At 48.1% G+C, this 22589-nt stretch carries 14 protein-coding genes and 1 tRNA gene; 13 read left to right on the top strand and 2 right to left on the bottom strand.

Translation table 11 applies throughout. From position 1 onward, the window contains the following. The first annotated feature begins 165 nt into the window (after window positions 1-165). Window positions 166-4221, top strand: coding sequence for a S8 family serine peptidase (locus IEW26_RS30645; RefSeq protein WP_188593353.1), 4056 nt, complete (start codon window positions 166-168; stop codon window positions 4219-4221). A 191-nt stretch (window positions 4222-4412) separates the two neighbouring features. On the opposite strand, the gene IEW26_RS18005 is transcribed toward IEW26_RS30645, so the two are convergent. Beyond that, window positions 4413-5672, bottom strand: a complete 1260-nt coding sequence (locus tag IEW26_RS18005; RefSeq protein WP_188593352.1) for a CynX/NimT family MFS transporter — start codon at window positions 5670-5672, stop codon at window positions 4413-4415. A gap of 1227 nt (window positions 5673-6899) precedes the next feature. Further along, a tRNA-Arg gene (locus IEW26_RS18000) sits at window positions 6900-6973 on the bottom strand. 230 nt (window positions 6974-7203) lie between these two features. On the opposite strand from IEW26_RS18000, the gene IEW26_RS17995 reads away from it, so the two are divergent. The 12 genes from IEW26_RS17995 (at window position 7204) to hemC (ending at window position 22585) form a co-directional block, all read left to right on the top strand. Further along, on the top strand, window positions 7204-8154 hold the full coding sequence (locus IEW26_RS17995) for a hypothetical protein (protein WP_186323121.1): 951 nt from the start codon (window positions 7204-7206) through the stop codon (window positions 8152-8154). Window positions 8155-8289: 135 nt separating this feature from the next. Next, a complete protein-coding gene (tig, locus tag IEW26_RS17990; RefSeq protein ID WP_188593351.1) occupies window positions 8290-9630 on the top strand; it encodes a trigger factor in 1341 nt (446 codons plus the stop codon). A gap of 385 nt (window positions 9631-10015) precedes the next feature. Beyond that, entirely contained in the window at window positions 10016-10606 is a 591-nt protein-coding gene (gene clpP / locus IEW26_RS17985) for an ATP-dependent Clp endopeptidase proteolytic subunit ClpP (RefSeq protein WP_090919143.1), read from the top strand. A gap of 12 nt (window positions 10607-10618) precedes the next feature. Continuing rightward, on the top strand, window positions 10619-11872 hold the full coding sequence (gene clpX / locus IEW26_RS17980; protein WP_111268782.1) for an ATP-dependent protease ATP-binding subunit ClpX: 1254 nt from the start codon (window positions 10619-10621) through the stop codon (window positions 11870-11872). Window positions 11873-11992: 120 nt separating this feature from the next. After that, complete coding sequence (gene ispG, locus IEW26_RS17975; protein ID WP_111268781.1) at window positions 11993-13090, top strand: flavodoxin-dependent (E)-4-hydroxy-3-methylbut-2-enyl-diphosphate synthase; 1098 nt, start codon at window positions 11993-11995, stop codon at window positions 13088-13090. A 177-nt stretch (window positions 13091-13267) separates the two neighbouring features. Continuing rightward, window positions 13268-15025: an ATP-dependent protease LonB gene (gene lonB, locus IEW26_RS17970; protein WP_188593350.1), complete on the top strand. Its 1758-nt coding sequence runs from the start codon at window positions 13268-13270 to the stop codon at window positions 15023-15025. An 86-nt stretch (window positions 15026-15111) separates the two neighbouring features. Further along, on the top strand, window positions 15112-17451 hold the full coding sequence (gene lon, locus IEW26_RS17965; RefSeq protein ID WP_188593349.1) for an endopeptidase La: 2340 nt from the start codon (window positions 15112-15114) through the stop codon (window positions 17449-17451). Window positions 17452-17723: 272 nt separating this feature from the next. Next, a complete protein-coding gene (gene yihA, locus IEW26_RS17960) occupies window positions 17724-18389 on the top strand; it encodes a ribosome biogenesis GTP-binding protein YihA/YsxC (RefSeq protein WP_145405279.1) in 666 nt (221 codons plus the stop codon). Between the two features lie 353 nt (window positions 18390-18742). After that, window positions 18743-20128 carry a glutamyl-tRNA reductase gene (gene hemA, locus IEW26_RS17955; RefSeq protein WP_111268777.1) on the top strand — a complete coding sequence of 462 codons (1386 nt, stop codon included), beginning with the start codon at window positions 18743-18745 and terminating at the stop codon, window positions 20126-20128. Between the two features lie 14 nt (window positions 20129-20142). Further along, on the top strand, window positions 20143-20970 hold the full coding sequence (gene ccsA, locus IEW26_RS17950) for a cytochrome c biogenesis protein CcsA (RefSeq protein ID WP_373288504.1): 828 nt from the start codon (window positions 20143-20145) through the stop codon (window positions 20968-20970). 5 nt (window positions 20971-20975) lie between these two features. Beyond that, entirely contained in the window at window positions 20976-21626 is a 651-nt protein-coding gene (locus IEW26_RS17945; RefSeq protein WP_188593348.1) for a precorrin-2 dehydrogenase/sirohydrochlorin ferrochelatase family protein, read from the top strand. A gap of 2 nt (window positions 21627-21628) precedes the next feature. Continuing rightward, window positions 21629-22585 carry a hydroxymethylbilane synthase gene (gene hemC / locus IEW26_RS17940; RefSeq protein ID WP_184182489.1) on the top strand — a complete coding sequence of 319 codons (957 nt, stop codon included), beginning with the start codon at window positions 21629-21631 and terminating at the stop codon, window positions 22583-22585. Window positions 22586-22589: the final 4 nt, after the last annotated feature.

Genomic DNA, 22589 nt, shown 5'->3' with positions numbered 1-22589 from the left:
ATAATGTAAGTAATTAGAAGGAAAATGAGATATTTTGGTAGAATAATTTACCAAGGGTCAAACATCTTGCAGATTGGAGGTGAATGTAGTCGAAAGAATCGTAGTGCTTAACAGAGAGCAAGAACCCATTTTGGTGAGGTTTACACGATGAAGGAGGGCATAACCTTGAATAAACGATTGATATCCATGTTATTGAGTGTCCTTATGGTTTTTTCACTTATCCTGCCAGCTGCCGGAGCTGCTCCTGCAGATTCCGCAATTCAACTGGATAATACGTTAAACAGCACCGAAGCAAAGCAGATGAGAGAAGTGCTTGCCGATCGGGAGGCACGAATTGCTGCAGATCCATTTTTGGATAAAAGTCTGGAAGGTCTCGGCGGAGAGAATACTCGCGTTATCGTCGAGCTGTCCAATAAACCTGTTGCTGTAGCACAAGGTGAAACAACCCTCTCTGGAAGATCATTTACCTCCTCTATGGAAACAAAGGCTGTGACTCAAGTTGAAGAGCAACAACAGTCATTTGTACATAGCCTCACTCAGAAAAAAATCAAACACGAAGTGCTGGACAATTATGCATATGCCCTTAATGGTGTAGCCCTTGAAGTGAAGGGGAATCAATTGGGACAATTGCTTCAAATACCAGGAGTGGTCAGTGTATATCCTGACCTTGAAGTAACCCTGGCACCAGACACAGGTGAAGTCAATCCGCATATGAAAGATACCGCGCCTTTTATCGGAGCGCCTGAAGTATGGGACTTGGGATATAAAGGTAAAGGTGTGAAGGTGGGAGTCATTGATACCGGGATTGACTACGATCACCCGAATCTGCGTGACGCTTATAAAGGCGGATGGGATTTTGTAGATAATGATAATGATCCATATGAAGCGACTTATGAAGAGTGGAAAGCATCAGGCCAGCCGGAGTTTGATGATAGAAACAGCTCTTATTACACTTCTCACGGCACACATGTCTCCGGCACGGTAGCTGCCCGTGAAGCAGGAGATTATGGCATTGTTGGGATTGCTCCTGAAGCGGACATCTATGCTTATCGAGTTCTTGGGCCATACGGAAACGGACAGACATCCTGGGTGCTGGGAGGAATTGACCGCTCAGTATCAGATGGCATGGATGTTATCAATCTGTCGCTTGGTGCTGCGAACAATGATCCAAGCTATGTGACATCAGTTGCACTGAACAACGCCATGCTGTCTGGTGTAACTGCAGTGGTATCGAGCGGTAATAGCGGGCCTAACCGTTATACACTTGGTTCACCGGGTGCATCCGCGATGGCGATTACGGTAGGTAATTCGACAGGTCCTAGCCAGTTGATTACGGCTAATACACATTTCTGGATTGGCGAAGAGGGTCAGGAAGAAACACCTGAGCAGCAGCCGGTTCCAGAGAACGAGCAAACACCTGAACTGGGCAGTGCTCCCGAAACACAATTTCCTGAATCGTCACCGGTAAACGCACCGGAAGGTAAAACTGGAGTGACTGCGCCAGAAGGCGATACAGGAGAAATTGCTGCATCTGCACAAAATGGCGGAAATGCTTCTAATGCTGCAGTCTCCGATGAGGCACAGCAAGCTTCCCAGCCTGATCAGACTGAGCCTGCACAAGCTGCAGACACGGCAACGACTAATGATGAAACATCGGAAGTACCTGCTCCTGCGGCAGAAGGAACAGACGGAGTTTCATCATCTGAGACTCAAGATGGAATTGAGACAACACCTGCACCGGCACAGTCGGAGCAAGCGCCACTGAATGTTACCGAATCGGTCTATCGCTTGGATGTGATGGGCTGGAGTCTTGCGGCTGATCCTGAATCTGTTTTGACAGACAAGTATGCTGTTGAATTTGCAGCTTTGGGTAAACCGGCTGATTTTGAAGGCAAGGATTTTACAGGGAAAGTAGCTTTGATTCAGCGTGGCGAGCTTGCATTTGTAGAGAAAATTGCGAATGCCAAAGCCGCCGGAGCGGTAGGTGTTGTCGTATTTAACAATATTCCTGGGCCAATTGGCGTTAGTCTTGGTGACAGCTTCGATCTGATCCCGACACTGAGCATGTCCAAGGAAGATGGCGAAGTGATCAAGGCTGAGCTGGATGCAGGCCAACCCGTTCAAGTGAGCTTCAGTGATTTTGAGCGCAGTCAGACTCCTGGGGACGAGATGAGTTCATCCAGCTCCCGCGGGCCTGCCAAAGTAACGCTTGATATCAAACCGGATGTCGTTGCACCGGGCTCCAACATTCTTTCAACAGTTCCTGCCTATGGCAAAGATGAACCAGATGCTGATTATTCACAAGCGTATGATCGCAAAAGTGGAACCAGTATGGCTGCTCCTCACGTATCAGGTCTGGCTGCACTGCTGCTAGAAAAGCATCCGGACTGGACGCCTTTTGATGTCAAGGCTGCTCTGATGAATAATGCTAAAATTATTGATACAGCGAAATACGATGTATTTGATCAAGGTGCAGGCCGCATCCAGGCGGTAAAATCCATTGATCCTGCTGCCTTTGTCAAAGTCATGGATGTAACCCGGTATACCGAGAATGGCTCGGTTGTTGAAAAAGAAAACATCACGGGCAGCATCAACTATGGCAACTTTATGAGCACAGATGAAAAAACAGTGACCAAAACGATCAAGGTTCAGGCCTTGAACGGAAATGGTGGCGAGTATACGGTCAATGTGAATCCGACACGAACGGTGCCAGGGGTATCTGTTGCCGTAGATAAAACTTCATTCACTTTGAATGGGGAGGAAGAATTGGCAGTAACCGTTACCGTACCTCGCGGGGTTACAGCGGTAACCGAGGCACAGGGGTACATTGAAATTACGAATGGAACAAATACATTTACAGTGCCTTATGTGGCTCACTTTAATGTGACGTCCAGTGGAGTGAAATACATTGAGACGGTTAAAGGAACTGCGAAAAATCCATTCTACTATCCGTTGAAGGCAGACGGTTCTCTGGATACATTGAACGTTGCAATGGAGTTCCATAATCCGATGACGTTTGCGCTTATCGAAATCTATAACGGCCTTGATCCGGACGGTGGTTATTATCAAGACGGATACATTGGCTCGATTTTCGGCAATTATTATAATTTTAACGCGAATACAAGGTACAACCTGGCCTGGGATGGTCAGTATGCTGATTACACGACAGATGAAGTGGCTGAACTGCCGGATGGCTTGTATACAGTCGATATTACAACCATTGGCGCGGACGGCAAAACCTATAAGGAAGATACACCTCCGTTTCTGGTTAAAAAGACAGCACCAGCGGTAACAGCTCCGCAAAACCTGGAGTTCAAAGCTGATGATGCCGTTGTGATTAACGGTTCGGTAGATGATCTGTATTTCCGAGTGGCTCCTGCACTGGCCAAAGGCTGGAGTATCACGTTTGATCCAACCGCTGCGCTGAAAGCATCCTACGTGGTGAAAAAAGAAGATGGATCAACGCTGAAAGAAGGAACATTTACAGTACAGGCAGATGGCGGCTTCAATTATGCGTTGGAGGGCATTGAGGGCGGCACGTACACTGTAGTAACAACAGTGAAAGACGAGCAGGGTCTTGCAGGTACGACGAGCACCACCATCAAGGTGGAGTCTGCACAGACAGAGCCTGAAACACCAGCGACCAAAGCGCCCGGAACGCCATCTTTGTCCCATAATAACGGCTTTGTAAACGGTCTGTTAGGGGGCGACTATACTGTAACGATGAACATGTGGTGGGGTGAAAATGCGACCAGCTACAAGCTGTATGAGGATGGCGTGCTGGTGGATTCGCAAAAGCTGACTTATAATGCGCCTTGGGCACAGTTTGCTCATACGAAAATTACAGGCAAAACCAATGGCACTTACACTTATGTTGCCGAGCTTGCTAATGACAAAGGAGTTACACGCAGTCAGACACTGACTGTACGGGTAACCGATGCACTGCCTGGCAAAGCGACCCTCTCTCATGACAACTGGGATGTGGACGGCAACTATAAAGTGATGATGAACCTCTGGTGGGGAACCAATGCAACCGAGTATCGTCTTTACGAGAACGATGAGCTGATTGATACGCAGTCGCTCAAAGCTACAACCCCGCTGCCGCAATTCGCCGTGACTTCGGTGAAAGGCAAGGCATCCGGCACGTATACGTACCGGGCCGAGCTGATTAATGCTGCGGGAGCAACAAGCACCAATACCATTCAGGTGAAGGTGAAGTAAACGCGGTAAGAGCATGTTGTCTGGAAAAGTAAAGCGCTCGTCCATCCCGGCATAAAGCTGGTGACCAGGACGACAGCAAGATATGAGAAACGGCCTCCCCTGTTGAGTGTTGTACAGGGTGAGGCCGTTTCTTGTTGTTTGCTTCCAGGGAAGGAGCGAAATCCTGTCCCTGGGGGTATTTTTTTACCAAACTAAGAAATGGTTTGATCTTTGCTTGCCTGAATCCCGGTCATAAGCAGCACAATCGCAACAAAGATCTGAATGAGCAGCGGCAGTGTCCAGCCATGGGTCCAGTCATGCAGCAGGCCAAAGAGCAAGGGTCCGCCCGCCGCAAGCAGATATCCGAAGGATTGAGCCATTCCCGACAAACGTGCAGCCTCCCGCGCATGAGTGGTGCGAAGCACAAAAAACATGGTGACCAGACCAAAGGAAGCTCCAGCACCAACACCGGCTAACGCAACTCCGATAGTAACAAGCACAGGTACACCAGTAAATAACAAGGCATACCCGAAGATAAGCGACATACATGTGATGGTGGTCAGCAGTCGTTGATCTTTTGTTCTTCCAGCAAGGATTGGCACAACGAAAGTTACGGGAACACTCACCAGCTGCATCAATGAAAGCATCCAGCCTGCCGAGGAGGCACTGAAGCCTTGGTCCGTTAGAATTTCGGGAAGCCAGGTGATGGTGGTATAGAAGATTAGCGACTGTAACCCCATAAACAGAGTCACAAACCAGGCCAGGGAAGACGTCCGCAGTCGAGTGGGTGTGCCTTCATTCAGGGAGGTCGCATATAACATCTGTTGTCGGCCCTTCCAAGCTTGGGGCAGCCATAACAAAACGGCGAGTATAGAGAAGATGACCCACATCCCCAATGAGGCTCTCCACCCAAGTGAAGAGGCTTCTGCCACGGGTACACTGATGCCTGACGAGATCGAGGCAAACATATTCATGGAAACCGAGTACAGCCCTGTGACCATACCGACACGTAACGGGAAATCACGTTTAATTAAACTTGGCAAGAGTACGTTGCTGAAGGCAATCCCGCATCCCAGAAGAGCTGTCCCTGCATACAAAGCGGCAACAGAGGGAAGAAGGCGTAAAGTTATACCTCCAGTAACAATAATTACAGCGAGCAGGAGAGCGGTCTCCAGCCCAAAACGTCTGGCAAGGCGCGGGGCAAAAGGTGAGACGGCTGCAAAAGCAATCAAAGGCAGTGATGTCAGCAATCCAGCCATCGTATGGCCGATGCCGGTGTCTGAACGAATCAATTCCACGACGGGACCTGTGGCAGTAATGGGTGAACGCATCGTAGCGGCAAGCACGATAATCCCGGCAAGCAGCAACGCATAATTTCTGGATGTGTGCTGTGTTTGTTCGGTCCCGTGTTGGGACGGTTCTTTTTCCGTCAAAGAAAGGGAGTGCTGATGCTGTTGGGTATGTGATGACATAAGTAATCTCCTGTTTATCATAGGTCTAATTAAACAAGCATAACATTTCATGTCAACATGGGGCAATGTAATGAAAAACTCTACAGCAGACGTGTGCGTGGTTATTACATACATCACTTGGTAGGCTGAGCCGGGTGTCGTGAAAAGGATGGTTAACAATTCTGGTGGTGTTTACGCTGTTTTTTATGGCACGTACCAAGAGCTTGTTTATTTTCAAAAAGTATAAGGGTAGGGAGTTGGAGTGTGAGAGTAAGAGTAAGAGCTGGGCTTCTTTAAAATAAAGCATTGTTTACATGATGACAGGTAGATTGGACAGGGGTACTTGGATACAAGTAAGGGCAAAGGGAAAGGGCTATAAGCGTATGATGATATAGAATATACGATGAGAAAGATTCATTTGTTAAACCCAACTCCATATAGTCAAACTTGATTCCACCTAAACTTTATCCGACAAACTAACCTAACCAACCATCTAACGAACCCAACCCAACCCAACCCAACCCAACCCAACCCAACCCAACCCAAAACCATCCAAACTCCGTCCAATTTCCTACCTATTTAACTCTCCAAGCGCTAACGAATCTGAGGAACCTTATTTAGCGTATATGGGGACTTTTCAAACTCTAACGATCCCCACAAACGCTATTTAGTCAAATTGGCACGAAAAAGTGTATAAATTAAGCGAATGTGAATAAATAAGGTCTGTAGGAATCGTTACGTTTGTGAGATGCCTAAAACAAGCCAAATAGCGTCTCCTGGATTCGTTAGAAATTTTGATGTACGGAGATGTACGGATAAGGGGGGGGCTCTGTGGTATTGCCTTTTCAATTGCCTCGAGCCCCCACTTTTTTAAACGTGGAGGCGAAGCCTAAGCTTCCGAAGCCGATGCTCCGACGAATCCATGGGGTTCTCATCCCGCGAACGCAAAAAAGCTTCCCGAAGGAAGCTTCTTTTTATGACGTCCCAGGAGGGATACTCACCTTGCAGTCGAGACTGTGGAGCGTAAGCTTCCGAAGCCGATGCTCCGACGAACCCGTGGGGTTCTCATCCCGCGAACGCAAAAAAGCTTCCCAAAGGAAGCTTCTTTTTATGACGTCCCAGGAGGGATACTCTCCTTGCAGTCGAGACTGCGAAGCCTAAGCTTCCGAAGCCGATGCTCCGACGAATCCATGGGGTTCTCATCCCGCGAACGCAAGAAAAGCTTCCAAAAGGAAGCTTTTCTTTGAACGTCCCAGGAGGGATTCGAACCCCCGACCGACGGCTTAGAAGGCCGTTGCTCTATCCTGCTGAGCTACTGAGACATGAAATTTTTCAAGCAAATATGATTTTATCATAAATAAAAAATAATATCAAATGTTTTATTTTCGATCCGATTTCGTATATGATATTTGGCGGCCGCAACGTTTTTTTCATTCTAATTAAGGTTATGTTAAAATATCAGAAGAATGCGGGAAATAGATCAATATTCGTTAATATATATCTATTCACGGTTGATTCCAAATGGAGATTCAGGAACAGAGGAGGTGCTCCCATCAAGGAATCTACACCCCCGGAAACCTCGCACAATAACAAGATCGTGCTGTTTCCAAAAACGCTGGACTACTATCAGATACAACTGACGGTAATGCTTGAAAATGAACGATATGGTGAAGCAATGGACTTGCTTCGCTTTTTGCTGCAATGCCAGGGGCAGGAAGAGCGTCATTACGATGAATGGCGTGCCCTGCTGGAGTGGCTCCAGGCAGCTTTCCCTCAATATGAAGCGATGGAAATGCCGTCAAGTCGCACAGTCGAGCCAGAGCAGGATGACGAGGAAGAGGTCAGCGAGGAAGAGATGGCTCGGCAGCATGCCAAGTTAAAGCTTGCACAGGATGACGGTTACGCCGACAAGCTTCTTCGTACAGTTATGGAAGGGCCGTTGTCTGAACAGACGATGCTGGCGCTGGAGCAGCTGGCCTTTCTGGACGTTTCCAAGGTAGATGAGGAGCTTATCCACTGGCTGCAAACGAAGCCGCTTCATCCCCTGTTGCAGTTCAGAGTGCTGCAAACCTTGCGTCGCAGAGGGCTGCAGGAGATCATTCCATTTACCAGGGGCGAAGAACAGGTAGAAATTGATGTGGCAGCCGTACCGCTCAAGCCGGAAGAGTTTCCGCTGCAGATCGTGCAGATTCTGGAACGGGTGGCGGATCAGACGGAGGTTCATGAGCCTACGCTCTTTTATTTTGCCCAGGAACTGTGGATACAATATGTAATGGCGGTCTACGGAACGCGGGATTACCAGTCCATGCTTGAGGATAATGATGCGATGGCAGACATATGGGCCGCTGCACTACATATGACGGTGGCGGACAGTCTCGGCGGTTCGCATGATGAAGAGAATACGCGCTCAATGTACGCTGTGACTGGTGCAATGAGGTTCCGGCTGGAGCAGGCATATCGCTCTATGAAACAGTTTGTTTCTGCCGGTTTGGATAGCAAATAAAGGACGGAAACGTTTACCTTAAACCGTATCAAGGGATTCCCCTTGAAAAAGAATGCAAACTTGTTTATACTAAAATGGTTATTTTGTGCGTGATCGCCTACGTGAACATGTGAATTTTGGAGGGGAAAGTATACAATGAAAGCAACTTGGGAAAAGATAGAGAAGAACCTTGGGGTTCTTGAGGTTGAAGTCAGTGCAGATCGTGTAACTGCAGCACTTGACAAAGCTTTTAATAAAGTAGTTAAACAAGCAAACGTGCCTGGATTCCGTAAAGGTAAAGTGCCACGTTCCATCTTCGAAGCTCGTTTCGGGGTAGAGAGCCTTTATCAAGACGCAATCGACATTTTGCTTCCTGAAGCTTACACAGAAGCGATTGACCAAACGGATATCTTCCCGGTAGATCGTCCTGATGTTGACATCGAGCAATTTGCTAAAGGACAATCTTTCAAATTTAAAGCTAAAGTAACAGTGAAACCTGAAGTTACTCTGGGTGACTACAAAGGAATCGAAGTTGCTGTAGCTAAATCTGAAGTAACGGATGCAGAAGTAGCAGAAGAGCTGGAGCGTCTGCAACAGCGTCATGCTGAACTGGTTGTAGTTGACGAAGGCGCTGCAGCGAACGGCGATGTTGCTGTAATCGACTTCGACGGTTCTGTTGATGGCGTACCTTTCGAAGGTGGTAAAGCAGAGCGTTACTCCCTGGAACTGGGTTCCAACACATTCATTCCTGGCTTTGAAGAGCAAGTCGTGGGTCTGTCCACTGGCGACTTCAAAGACGTGGAAGTAACTTTCCCGGAGAGCTACCATGCAGCTGAACTGGCTGGCAAACAAGCGGTATTCAAAGTGAAAGTTCACGAAATCAAACGCAAACAGCTTCCAGAGCTGGATGATGAGTTTGCTAAAGACGTTAGTGAATTTGATACTCTTGAAGAGTACAAAGCTGACCTCAAAACACAACTGGAATCCCGTAAAGCTGACGAATTCAAAGCTGCACAGGAAAATGCAGTTGTAGAAAAAGTAGCTGAGAATGCTGAAGTGGATATCCCTTCTGCGATGGTTGAGAGCGAAGTACAGAACATGATGCGTGATTTCGACAACCGTCTTCGCAACCAAGGTATGAACCTTGAAATGTTCCTGAGCTTCTCCGGTCAGACTCAAGCTGATCTGAGAGCACAAATGCAAGATGATGCTGCGAAGCGTGTACGCAATAACCTGGTGCTTGAAGCAGTAGGCAAAGCGGAAAACATCGAAGTATCTGACGAAGAAGTGAACCAAGAGCTCGAGAAAATGGCTGAATCCTACAAGCGTCCTGCTGAAGAGATTCGTGGCATCCTCGAAGGCAACGGTTCCCTGGAGAGCCTTCGTGATGAAGTTAAACTGCGCAAAACAATCGACGTTCTTGTAGAGAACAGCAAAGTTGTTGAGCCGGTTGAAGCTCCAGCCGAAGAAGCGGCTGCAGAAGCTGGCGAAAAATAAGACAAGCTGTCTGAGTATGACGGCTTTATAAATGATAAGGCACGTGAGTTCATTACGTGCCTTATTTTTAAATTAGAACATCCATTTTATAGCAATATGAGTGATGATTTGGATGTTATTAACTTTTGTTGCACTGTGCCCGTTCCCCATAAATTTCATTCTTTTGCACTTCAGGTGAAATAAAAAAAGGCAAGGCGGCATAGGATGGTTGTAATTTGCACATACATAGAAAACATGGTTAAATATGATCAGGCTAAATCGTAAACAACCGGAAGATGACATGATTCCTGAAAAATGACATTGTCACAGGAACATGTTAAAATGATTTTGGGTTTGCTTTACAGTCAGCCTATGTCTAATTACATGTAGAAAAGAGGTTGGTCTCATGAGTCTGGTGCCAATGGTTGTTGAACAAACCAATCGAGGCGAGCGTTCTTACGATATATATTCACGTTTGCTGAAGGATCGCATTATTTTTCTAACCAGTGCGATTGATGACGATGTAGCCAATCTTGTCATAGCTCAGCTTTTGTTTTTGGCAGCCGATGATCCGGAGAAGGATATCAGCTTGTACATTAATTCACCTGGTGGTTCTGTTACTGCAGGGATGGGTATATACGATACGATGCAATTTATCAAGCCTGATGTATCGACCATTTGCGTAGGTATGGCAGCAAGCATGGGTTCTTTATTGCTGACCGCAGGTGCTCCTGGCAAAAGATACGCGCTTACGAACAGTGAAGTCATGATTCACCAGCCACTTGGCGGCGTACAGGGACAGGCTGCGGATATTAAAATTCACGCAGAATGGATCATTAAAACTCGTCAGAAACTGAATCAAATATATGTTGATCGTACAGGTCAGCCCCTTGATAAAATTGAGCGGGACACAGACCGTGACTTTTTCATGAGCGCTGAAGAAGCGAAAACGTACGGCATTATTGACCAGGTGCTCAGCAGACCGATCAATTCCTAAAGGGGTGGTTTCATGTTTAAATTTAACGACGAGAAAGGGCAGCTGAAATGCTCTTTTTGCGGTAAATCTCAAGAACAGGTACGTAAGCTGGTTGCAGGACCAGGCGTGTACATCTGTGATGAATGTATTGAACTTTGCACCGAGATTGTAGAGGAAGAGCTTGGTCATGATGAAGAACTGGACCTGAAAGATATTCCGAAACCAAAAGAAATTCGTGATATTCTGGATCAATATGTTATTGGTCAGGAACAAGCGAAAAAATCATTGTCTGTTGCAGTGTACAACCACTACAAGCGGATTAATACACAAAGTAAAATTGAGGATGTCGAGCTGTCCAAAAGTAACATTTTGCTGTTAGGGCCTACGGGTTCTGGTAAAACGTTGCTTGCACAAACGATGGCAAAAATTCTGAACGTTCCTTTTGCTATTGCGGACGCAACTTCATTGACAGAAGCGGGATACGTGGGTGAGGATGTTGAGAACATTCTGCTCAAGTTGATCCAGGCGGCTGACTATGATGTGGAAAAAGCAGAGCGTGGCATTATCTATATTGATGAGATTGATAAAGTGGCACGTAAATCGGAGAATCCGTCCATTACGCGTGACGTATCCGGTGAAGGTGTACAGCAAGCATTGCTGAAAATTCTTGAAGGCACTGTTGCTTCTGTACCGCCACAGGGCGGCCGTAAGCACCCGCATCAGGAATTCATTCAGATTGATACAACAAACATTCTGTTTATCTGCGGCGGTGCTTTTGACGGCCTCGAGCAGATGATCAAACGCCGGATCGGTAAAAAAGTCATTGGCTTTAATGCCGCTACGGAGCAAAAAGATTTGAAACCGGGCGAATACCTGGGCTTGGTATTGCCGGAAGACTTGCTGAAATTCGGTCTGATCCCTGAATTTGTAGGTCGTCTGCCAGTCATCTCTACTTTGGAGCCACTGGATGAGGATACGTTGGTGCGGATTTTGTCCGAACCGAAAAATGCCTTGACGAAGCAATATCAAAAACTGCTTGAGCTGGACAATGTAAACCTGGTGTTTGAACCGGGTGCGTTGCTGGCAATCGCCAAAGAAGCGATCAAGCGTAACACGGGTGCACGTGGTTTGCGTGCAATCATCGAAGGCATCATGCTGGATATCATGTATGAAGTGCCTTCACGTGAAGATGTGACCAGTTGTGTCATCACTGAAGAAGTTGTTGAGAAGAAAGTTGTGCCTGAACTTGGCCAATCGAAGGACGATAAGCAGGAGGAAAGTGCCTAAGCTGCACTTCTTCGGCTTAGCTCTGAAATATAGACTTGTCAGTTCTCCACTTGGGCAGAAGGCGTTTATTCAGTCTTTTGTCAGAGTGGAGCTTTGACGTTGTGGGGAGAGAAATCACTCATGTATTTAAGACAGGATACCCGTCCCGTGAAAGTAGGGAACTTGACGATTGGCGGCAGCAACGAGGTTATTATCCAGAGTATGTGTACGACCAAAACAGCAGATGTGGAAGCCACAGTCGCAGAGATTTTGCGCTTGGAGGAAGCGGGATGCCAGGTGGTGCGTGTAACCGTTAATAACGAAGAAGCTGCGGCGGCGATTAAAGAAATCAAAAAGCGGATTCACATTCCGCTGGTTGCTGATATTCATTTTAACTATAAGCTCGCTCTGTTAGCCATCGAGAACGGCATTGATAAAGTACGGATTAATCCGGGCAACATCGGTAAACGTGCCAAGGTTGAAGAGGTTGTGAAGGCTTGCAAAGATAAAGGAATACCGATTCGAATCGGGGTAAATGCAGGTTCACTGGAGAACCATTTACTCGAAAAATACGGTTATCCTACAGCGGATGCCATGGTTGAAAGTGCTTTGTATCACATCGGTATTCTCGAAGAGCTTGATTTCCATGATATTATCGTATCTCTCAAGGCATCAGATGTGCCGATGGCAATAGAAGCATATTCGAAGGCGGCACAGATCATTCCGTATCCACTGCACCTCGGAATTACCGAGGCAGGCACATTATTCTCGGGTACGATCAAAAGTTCTGCGGGTATGGGGGCTTTGCTCTCTATGGGTATCGGTTCAACGATGCGTATCTCGCTAAGTGCCGATCCAGTTGAAGAGATTAAAGTTGCGCGCGATCTGCTCAAAACGTTTGGGTTGATTTCCAATGCGGCTACACTGATTTCTTGTCCGACCTGCGGGCGTTTGGATATTGATCTGTTCTCCATTGCTAATGAGGTGGAAGAGTATATTTCCAAGCTGAAGGTGCCGATCAAAGTGTCCGTGCTAGGCTGTGCAGTAAATGGTCCGGGTGAGGCCAAAGAAGCGGATATCGGTATTGCAGGAGCCCGCGGAGAAGGTCTCTTGTTCCGCCATGGTAAAATGATTCGTAAAGTGCCGGAAGAGATTATGGTAGAGGAACTGAAAAAAGAAATCGACAAAATCGTTGAAGCGTATGAAGAGACAGGGGTTATCCCTGGACGCTCGCACTAATTTTCGTTAACATTTATTGAAGGCTCGCCATTCCTGGCGGGCTTTTTACATATCCTTCGAATAAATTCTCAGTACAAATTCAGCTTCTCCCGTTTACGTCTCGGTGAAAAGGCTATACTACCAAGTATTAGCATGATCACAGATGAGAAGAAGTACAGAACAGGAGGATGTTGAAATATGGGTGAGCTTGGCATGGTATTCATGTTGATACAGTTATTTTTTGGAGTGGTAATCGGGCTATACTTCTGGAATTTGCTTCGCGGCCAGAAAACAAACCGTACGGCCGTTGAGCGTGAATCCCGCAAGGAGCTTGAGAAGCTGCGCAAGCTGCGTTCCATCTCGCTCACCAAGCCGCTCTCGGAGAAGACACGCCCGGCAACCATTAACGATATCGTTGGGCAAAAAGACGGCTTGCGTGCGCTCAAGGCAGCTCTATGCAGTGCCAATCCGCAGCACGTTATTATTTATGGACCGCCGGGAGTCGGCAAAACTGCCGCAGCCAGAGTTGTGCTGGAGGAAGCAAAGAAAAATCCGTCATCTCCCTTCAAGGCAGATGCAAAATTCACGGAACTGGATGCAACAACAGCACGTTTCGATGAGCGCGGAATCGCTGATCCCTTGATTGGTTCCGTTCATGATCCGATCTATCAGGGCGCAGGAGCGATGGGGGTTGCCGGTATTCCTCAACCGAAGCCGGGGGCAGTGACCAAAGCACATGGCGGCATGCTTTTTATTGATGAAATTGGAGAATTACATTCCATTCAGATGAATAAGCTACTCAAAGTGCTGGAGGATCGCAAGGTCTTTTTGGAAAGTGCGTACTATAACTCGGAGGATACGCATACTCCTGCTTATATCCACGATATTTTTCAAAATGGTCTGCCTGCGGATTTTCGCCTTGTCGGTGCAACGACCCGTTCCCCGCACGAGCTCCCGCCTGCCCTGCGTTCGCGGTGCATGGAGGTCTATTTCCGCCCACTGCTGCCGGAGGAGATTGGCAGAATTGCAGAGGACGCTGTCCAGAAAATCGGATTCAGTCCTTGTCCGGAAGCAGTTGATGTGGTCAAACGTTATGCGACCAACGGTCGCGAGGCGGTCAACATCATACAGCTGGCCGCGGGCCTTGCACTTACGGAGAAGCGCGAGACACTTCAGGCTTCTGATGTAGAGTGGGTTGCAGGCAGCAGTCAGATTCAGCCAAGGCCGGATCGCAAAGTTCCGTCACAGCCGCAGGTCGGTTTTGTTAACGGTCTTGCAGTGTATGGGCCCAATATGGGCACGATTCTGGAGATTGAGGTATCCGCTGTTCCTGCACCCAACGAGCAAGGACGTATCAATATTACGGGAGTTGTGGATGAGGAAGAGATCGGAGGCGGTTCTCGTACACTCCGGCGGAAAAGTATGGCCAAAGGCTCGGTTGAGAATGTGTTAACCGTTCTGAAAGCGATGGGAATTCGCACAAGCGATTACGATTTGCATGTGAATTTCCCGGGTGGTACGCCGATTGATGGCCCGTCAGCAGGCATTGCGATGGCGACAGCGATCACTTCAGCCATTCAAGGTCGCCCTGTAGATCATGAGATTGCAATGACGGGTGAGATCAGTATCCATGGGCGTGTGAAGCCGATAGGCGGCGTGCTGGCGAAGGTGGAGGCGGCTTTTCAGGCTGGGGCGAAGACGGTCATTATACCGGCGGAGAACTGGCAGTCCATTTTTGAAAATCTGGATGGCTTGCGGGTAATCCCGGTAGATACGGTTCAGGATGTATTTCGTGAAGTGTTTGGCGCGGAGCCGGGAGCGCAGCAAGTGGAGCAGCAGGTGGTGGCAGAGGAGACGGCGGCACCGAAAACGGACATTTTCCCTCCGGCATCCGCTTCTTATTTACGGGCAGAGTTACCTCGGCCTGGGCGTGTTACAGATTCGGGAAGCTGCTAAGCGCTTCCCTTCATTGGTTTTTTATGTGAACATTTGATAGAATAATGGATGACTACAACCTGAGAGCCATTGGAGGTGCGAAAGCGATGGGACCGAGCAAAGTGAAAGGTCGTCGTTTTCCTTTACTGCCTTTAAGAGGACTTCTCGTCTACCCGAGTATGGTGCTGCATCTCGATGTGGGCCGGGAGAAATCGGTCAAGGCTTTAGAAAAAGCGATGGTAGAAGAACATTTGATTCTCCTATGTTCCCAAGCCGAGGTAAATATTGAGGAACCCACACGAGAGGATATTTTCCGCATTGGAACCGTAGCCAAGGTAAGACAGATGCTGAAGCTGCCCAATGGAACCATTCGAGTACTTGTGGAAGGCTTGGAACGGGCTGAAATTATTGAATATACGGACAACGAGGACTATTACGAGGTGCTGGCGCAAGAGCTGCCTGAGGAAGAGAATAGTCATCCGGAGACGGACGCTCTGATGCGTACCGTTCTGAATCAGTTCGAGAATTATATTAATCTGTCCAAAAAAGTAACTCCCGAGACGCTGGCCGCCGTATCCGACATCGAAGAGCCAGGACGACTCGCTGATGTCATTACCAGCCATTTGTCCTTGAAGATCAAGGACAAACAGGAAATTCTGGAGACCATCGACGTGCGGGAGCGTCTGGAGAAACTGCTCGACATCCTGAACAACGAGCGCGAAGTGCTGGAGCTTGAACGCAAGATCAGCCAACGTGTGAAGAAGCAGATGGAGAAAACGCAGAAGGAATATTATTTGCGTGAGCAGATGAAGGCAATCCAGAAGGAGCTCGGTGAAAAAGAAGGTCGAGCGGGCGAAGTTGAGGAACTTCGCAACCAGATGGAAAGTCTTGGCCTGCCGGACAAGGTGAAAGAAAAGGTCGAGAAAGAAATTGATCGACTGGAGAAAATGCCGGCAAGCTCTGCGGAGGGGGGCGTCATCCGCAATTATGTGGATTGGCTGCTTGCTTTGCCTTGGAGTCAGATGACCGAGGACGATCTGGATATCCAGAAGGCCGAGGACGTGCTTAATGCCGATCACTACGGGCTGGAGAAACCGAAAGAGCGTGTGCTGGAATATCTGGCTGTGCAGAAGCTTGTCAAAAAGCTCAAAGGTCCGATCCTTTGTCTGGTAGGACCGCCAGGGGTAGGTAAAACCTCCCTTGCCCGTTCCATTGCGAGATCGCTGGGCCGGGAGTTTGTACGTATCTCTCTGGGCGGCGTTCGGGACGAAGCAGAGATTCGTGGTCACCGCCGTACGTATGTAGGAGCGATGCCAGGCCGCATCATTCAGGGCATGAAAACGGCAGGCTCACTCAATCCTGTATTTTTGCTGGATGAGATCGACAAGATGGCTTCTGATTTCCGTGGAGACCCTTCGGCTGCATTGCTGGAGGTGCTCGACCCGGAGCAGAACAATACGTTTAGTGACCACTTCGTAGAGCTACCTTTTGACTTATCCAACGTTATGTTCATAACTACAGCGAACACCGTGCATAACATTCCGCGTCCACTGCTGGACCGGATGGAAATGCTGAATATTCCGGGGTATACCGAGCTGGAAAAGCTGCAAATTTCCAAAAACTATCTGCTTCCAAAACAGAAAAAGGATCACGGTCTGGAAGAAGATCAGCTGCAAGTGCCGGATGACAGCCTGCTGAAGGTGATTCGTGAGTACACGCGTGAATCTGGTGTGCGGAATCTGGAACAGCAAATGGCATCATTATGTCGGAAAGCGGCTAAGAATGTTGTGTCGGGCACCGAAGGACAGATTGTCATCTTGCCGGATGATGTTAAAGACTATCTTGGTCCGGGTAAATTTCGTTATGGCATGGCAGAGCTGGAGGATCAGATTGGCACAGTAACAGGACTGGCGTGGACGGAAGTGGGCGGAGACACGCTTGTTATTGAAGTCACCGTTGTACCTGGAACGGGCAAGCTGACACTCACAGGTAAGCTGGGAGATGTCATGAAGGAATCAGCTCAGGCTGCATTCAGCTATACACGTTCCAAAGCAGCGCAGCTTGGAATTGCATCTGATTTCCATGAGAAAAACGACATTCACATTCACGTGCCGGAAGGTGCGATTCCGAAAGATGGTCCATCTGCAGGCATAACGATGGCAACAGCGCTGATCTCGGCTCTGACCAACAAGCATGTGTCGAAGGATATCGCCATGACAGGAGAAATTACGCTGCGCGGCCGGGTACTGCCGATAGGCGGCCTGAAAGAGAAGTCACTGGCGGCCCACCGTGCGGGATACAAAAAAATATTACTGCCTAAGGATAATGAACGCGATCTGCGTGATATTCCGGACAGCATCAAGGAAGATGTGGAATTTGTACCTGTAGCTCATATGGATCAGGTGCTGCAGCATGCGCTTGTTGAACAGGCAGGCATTCATCTGTAATGGGTGTATCGGCAGTGGCAGCATAATATTAATAATGACCGTTCTTTGGAGGCTTCGGTGTTCAATGGAACGGTCTTTTTTCGCGACAATCTGATGTTTTTCGGGTAAAAGAGTTATTTTTTTGCGTTCAAATAATGTTTTTTTGGTATATAAATGCGTTTTTTTTGGTACACGATACGTTTTTTTGATATGATAGAAAGAATGATGGCATAATACGAGCAGGAAATGTAGGCATGTTATGCTGCTGGAGTTCAAGAGAGGAAAGATGCAATTTGAAAGTCAATCAGTCTGAGTTTATTATCAGTGCCGTTCGGCCTGAACAATACCCAGATGATGGTCTGCCGGAGATTGCCCTGGCGGGGCGCTCGAATGTGGGCAAATCATCGCTGATCAATCGCATGATCAATCGTAAAAATCTGGCGCGTACAAGCGCCACGCCGGGTAAAACCCAGCAACTGAACTATTACAAGATTAATCAGGACCTGTATTTCGTCGATTTCCCGGGGTACGGGTACGCGAAGGTATCCAAGGAGCAGCGTTTTGCCTGGGGTAAAATGATGGAGAAGTATTTGCTGCAGCGGGACGAACTGAAGCTGGTCATGCAGATGGTTGACATGAGACATGAGCCGTCCAAGGATGACAAAATGATGAATGAATGGCTTCGTCATCACGGACTGCCGCTCGTCGTTGTGGCAACCAAGATGGACAAGATTCCAAAGACTCGCAGAGCCAAGCATATCAAAGTCATCAAGGAAGCGCTCGGTCTGCGCTCGGGTGATTTGTTTGTACCTTTTTCATCCGAGGAAGGTCTGGGCAAGGAAGAGCTGTGGGATATCATTACTCGTCATGCCCAAATAGACAAATATGCACCGGTTGAATCGGACGCCGACCATGAGACTGAAGCAGACGAATCACCTGAAGATGAAAATCTCCAATAGCTAAAAAAATAATGTTCCCTCATCCTAACAAACACATCATGTTCCCGCATCTTAGAATAGTCATGGAATCATTCCATGACTATTTGCTATAAACAGTCTTGTATTGGCTTTCAAATACCTCGCGTAATCAAATAGCAGCATTTGTTTGTTTGACGTATAACAGTGAACATTGGTGAGACACTACAATAAATGACAATGCATATGATAATCATCATGGTGATTTCATAAACATTTCATAAAAATGGGCGGGTTGTGGACTTGATGTGTGATATAATTAACTATGTCAATCTTAACTGGATAGACATATACAGTAAGCACTTTGATTGGAAATTTATTAGGCAGGTGAACTTGCAATGCACATCGTTGTTGTTGGTTTGAATTATCGCACGGCGCCTGTAGAGGTCAGAGAACGATTCACATTTGCAGAAAAGGACTTGTCTGAAGCGCTGCAGAAGCTCAAGCTGACCAAGAGTGTATTGGAAGGTGTAATCGTAGCCACTTGTAACCGTACTGAATTGTACGTTGTGGTCGACCGTCTTCACATGTGCGGTTATTTTATTCGAACATTTATGGAGCAATGGTTTAACGTTCCACGCGAAGAATTTACGCAACACTTATATATATATGAAGATGATCAAGCCATGCGCCATCTGTTCCGTGTGATTTGCGGACTGGATTCAATGGTCATTGGAGAGACTCAGATTCTGGGCCAGGTGAAACAGGCTTTTTTCAAAGCGCAGGAGGAAAAGGCAACGGGTACTTGGTTTAACAAGCTGTTTAAACAGGCCGTTACACTGGGCAAGCGGGCTCACTCGGAGACTTCCATCGGGGAAAGTGCCGTTTCAGTCAGCTATGCTGCGGTGGAACTGGGCAAGCGTATTTTTGGTATGTTCACAGACAAGAAGGTACTGATTTTGGGTGCCGGGAAGATGAGTGAACTTACCGTAAAACATCTGTACGCCAACGGGGCATCCGAGGTTATTGTAGCCAATCGTACTCTGGCAAGAGCCGAGGAGCTTGCAGGCAAATTCCGAGGAACACCTTGCACAATGGAGCAGGCGCTTGAGAGACTGAGTGAGGTTGACATCGTCATCAGCTCTACTGGAGCAGAACGTTACATTCTCGATGCCGGTATTGTTCGGGAAAGCATGAAGCGCCGCCAATCACGTCCGTTGTTCCTGATTGACATTGCTGTACCGCGTGACATTGATCCGTCTATTGGCGAAATCTCGAACGTGTTCCTCTACGATATTGACGATCTGGAAGGCATTGTAGAGAGTAATCTGGAGATGCGCAAGGTAGAAGCGGCGAAGATTGAGAGAATGATTGAGCTGGAGATGGAGGACTATTATCAATGGCTCAGAACGCTTGGCGTTCGTCCGGTCATTCGGGCTTTACAGGAGAAGGGCGTGTCCATTCATGAAGAGACGATGGATAGCCTGTTCAACAAGCTGCCGGAGCTGGATGAGCATCAGCGTAAAGTGATTCGTCGTTTGACGAAAAGCATTGTGAATCAAATGACTACCGATCCGATTAACCGGATCAAGGAAATGGCAGGTACAAAGCAAGGCGACGAGGCACTGCGCATGTTTACGCAGATTTTCGCGCTGGAGGATGCAGTTGAGATGGCTGCTGAAAAAGTAAATCAGAGTGACGCAACAGCTCTGCGCAAGCCAGCGGTTCAGTTTAACGAAAACCGGCAAGACCCCGTGCCGGCATATGTCCCGGCAGGCGTATAAGGCAGGTGGGCAGCTTGACCCTTGCTGAGCAAGTCTATGAAGCTTTAATTTATATGTATGCCCTGAGCCTACTGTTCTATTTCTCGGACTGCATTCGACGCAATGCGGGGGCGAAGCGGACAGGCACAGGGTTTCTTGTTGTTGTTCTGGGGCTGCAGGTGACTCATGTTATGATGCGGATGTGGATTGAAGGCCACTTCCCTATATATACAACGTTTGACTTTTTGTTTATCTTTTCGTTCAGCATTGTGCTGATGTCACTGATTATGACCCGCATTCAGCGTTCAGAGTTTGTTATTCTACTGCTTAACATTGTAGGATTTTCAGTGACCGTGCTCAATCGCTTATGGTTTACAGCGGGTGAAATATCGCTGCACAATTGGCAGACCGTTCATGGTTTGCTAATTATGCATATTACGCTGGCCAATCTGGGGTTTGCTGCTTTGACGGTGGCATCCGTTTTTGCACTGTTATATCTGTTCCTGCATCACAGATTGAAAAACAAAAAGTGGAATGAAACGGTACGACGTTTGCCCAGCCTTGAAGTCATTGGCAAATACATGGATGGTGCAACCTTGATTGGCACGCCGCTTTTGGGTGTATCCATAGTGCTGGCGGTTTTGTCCATCGTGGCAGAACGACGCTGGCATCTGCTGCTCGACCTGAAAGTCATTGCGACCGGTCTGGCTATCGCTATTTATGTTGGTTATTTTGTAGTGAAGCGGAGAAAGCAGTTTTCCATGATGGTCATGTCCAGATGGACATTAATCGGATATGCATTTGTCATTATCAGCTTTATATCCAACGCGTATTCAGCGTTTCATCGCTGGACGGGAGAGTGAGAGGTATGAAACACTACACGCCGATTTATGTAAATACTTCAGGCAAGCCCGTCCTGGTGATTGGTGGCGGTCGTGTCGCCGAGCGTAAAGTGAAGGGGTTGTTGCAGGGGGAGGCCCGAATTACGGTAGTCAGCCCGCAGCTTACGCCTGCTCTCGAACAACTGCATCAGGAATCCCGATTCGAGTGGATAGCCCGGTCCTACCGCAATGGAGATTTGCGGGGGGCCTTTCTCGTATATGCAGCAACCGATGATTCCCAAGTGAACACGGCTGTAGTAGAAGAGGCTGAAGCTGCCTCCATCCTGGTGAATGACGCCATCTCTTCCGGCAACAGCAGTTTTATTACACCGAGTGTGGTCAGACGAGGACGGTTAAGCATTGCGATCTCGACTGCTGGCGCAGGACCTGCGGCGGCGGCCGAGATTCGTGCCTTGCTGGAACAGCAGTTTGGAGATGAATACGAGACGTATCTTGATTTTTTGCACCAGATGAGAATGGAGATTAAATCACGGGCATTGCCCCCGGTAATAAGAAGCAAGCTGCTGCGGCGTCTGACGGAGATGGATATACTCGATCAGATACGCACAGGTCAGTTTCAATGGTGGACTGCAGAAGAAATCGGGGACTGGATATCCCGTAATCAGGAGGAAATGTAGATATGCGTACAATTAAAGTGGGCAGCAGACAGAGCGCTCTGGCGTTAACCCAGACCGGATACGTTATTCAGGATTTACGTGACATCTGTGAGCGAGAAGGCTTAGCTTTTGATTTTGAGGTACATAAAATTGTGACCAAAGGTGACCTCATACTGGATGTCACATTGTCAAAAGTGGGCGGCAAAGGGCTGTTTGTTAAGGAAATTGAACAGGCGATGCTGGATCGTACGATTGATATGGCTGTGCACAGTATGAAGGATATGCCTTCGGAATTGCCGGAAGGTTTAATCAATGGTGCAGTTCCCCGGCGAGCAGACCCGCGGGATGCGCTGGTATCACGCGAAGGACTCACGCTCGACCAGCTGCCTGAGGGAGCACGGGTTGGTACAAGCAGTCTGCGCAGGTCAAGCCAATTGAAGGCTTACCGTCCCGACCTCCAGTTAGAATCCATTCGTGGCAACATTGACTCTCGTTTGCGTAAGCTGGAAACGGAAGGACTGGATGCGATTATTTTGGCGGCGGCCGGCTTGTATCGAATGGGCTGGCAGGATCGGATTACAGAGTATTTGTCCGAGGAGGCCTGTCTTCCGGCTGTAGGCCAAGGCGCACTGGGCATTGAGTGCAGGGAAGATGATGAGGAACTGCTGCATCTGCTGTCCCTGTATAATGACCCGGCAACCGCTTCGCCAGTTATGGCAGAACGCCGTTTTCTCAGTGTGTTGAACGGAGGCTGTCAGGTGCCTATCGGCGCACATGCGGTATGGGTGCCAGGTCAAGATGCAGATTCCCTGAACGGTGAAAACAAGTTACAATTAACAGGTATGGTCGGTTCACCGGATGGTGGATTGATTCTCAAGGAAACATTGAGCGGCAAAGATCCGGCCCGTTTGGGAGAAGAAGTGGCCTGGAGATTAATTGATCGCGGAGCGGAACAGATACTGGCTGAAGTTAGGGGATGAAGGC

The organism is Paenibacillus silvae (assembly GCF_014639235.1).
Classification (GTDB): Bacteria; Bacillota; Bacilli; order Paenibacillales; family Paenibacillaceae; genus Paenibacillus; species Paenibacillus silvae.
Note: the sequence above shows the minus strand (reverse complement) of the source record. Positions and strands in the feature narration are given on the sequence as shown.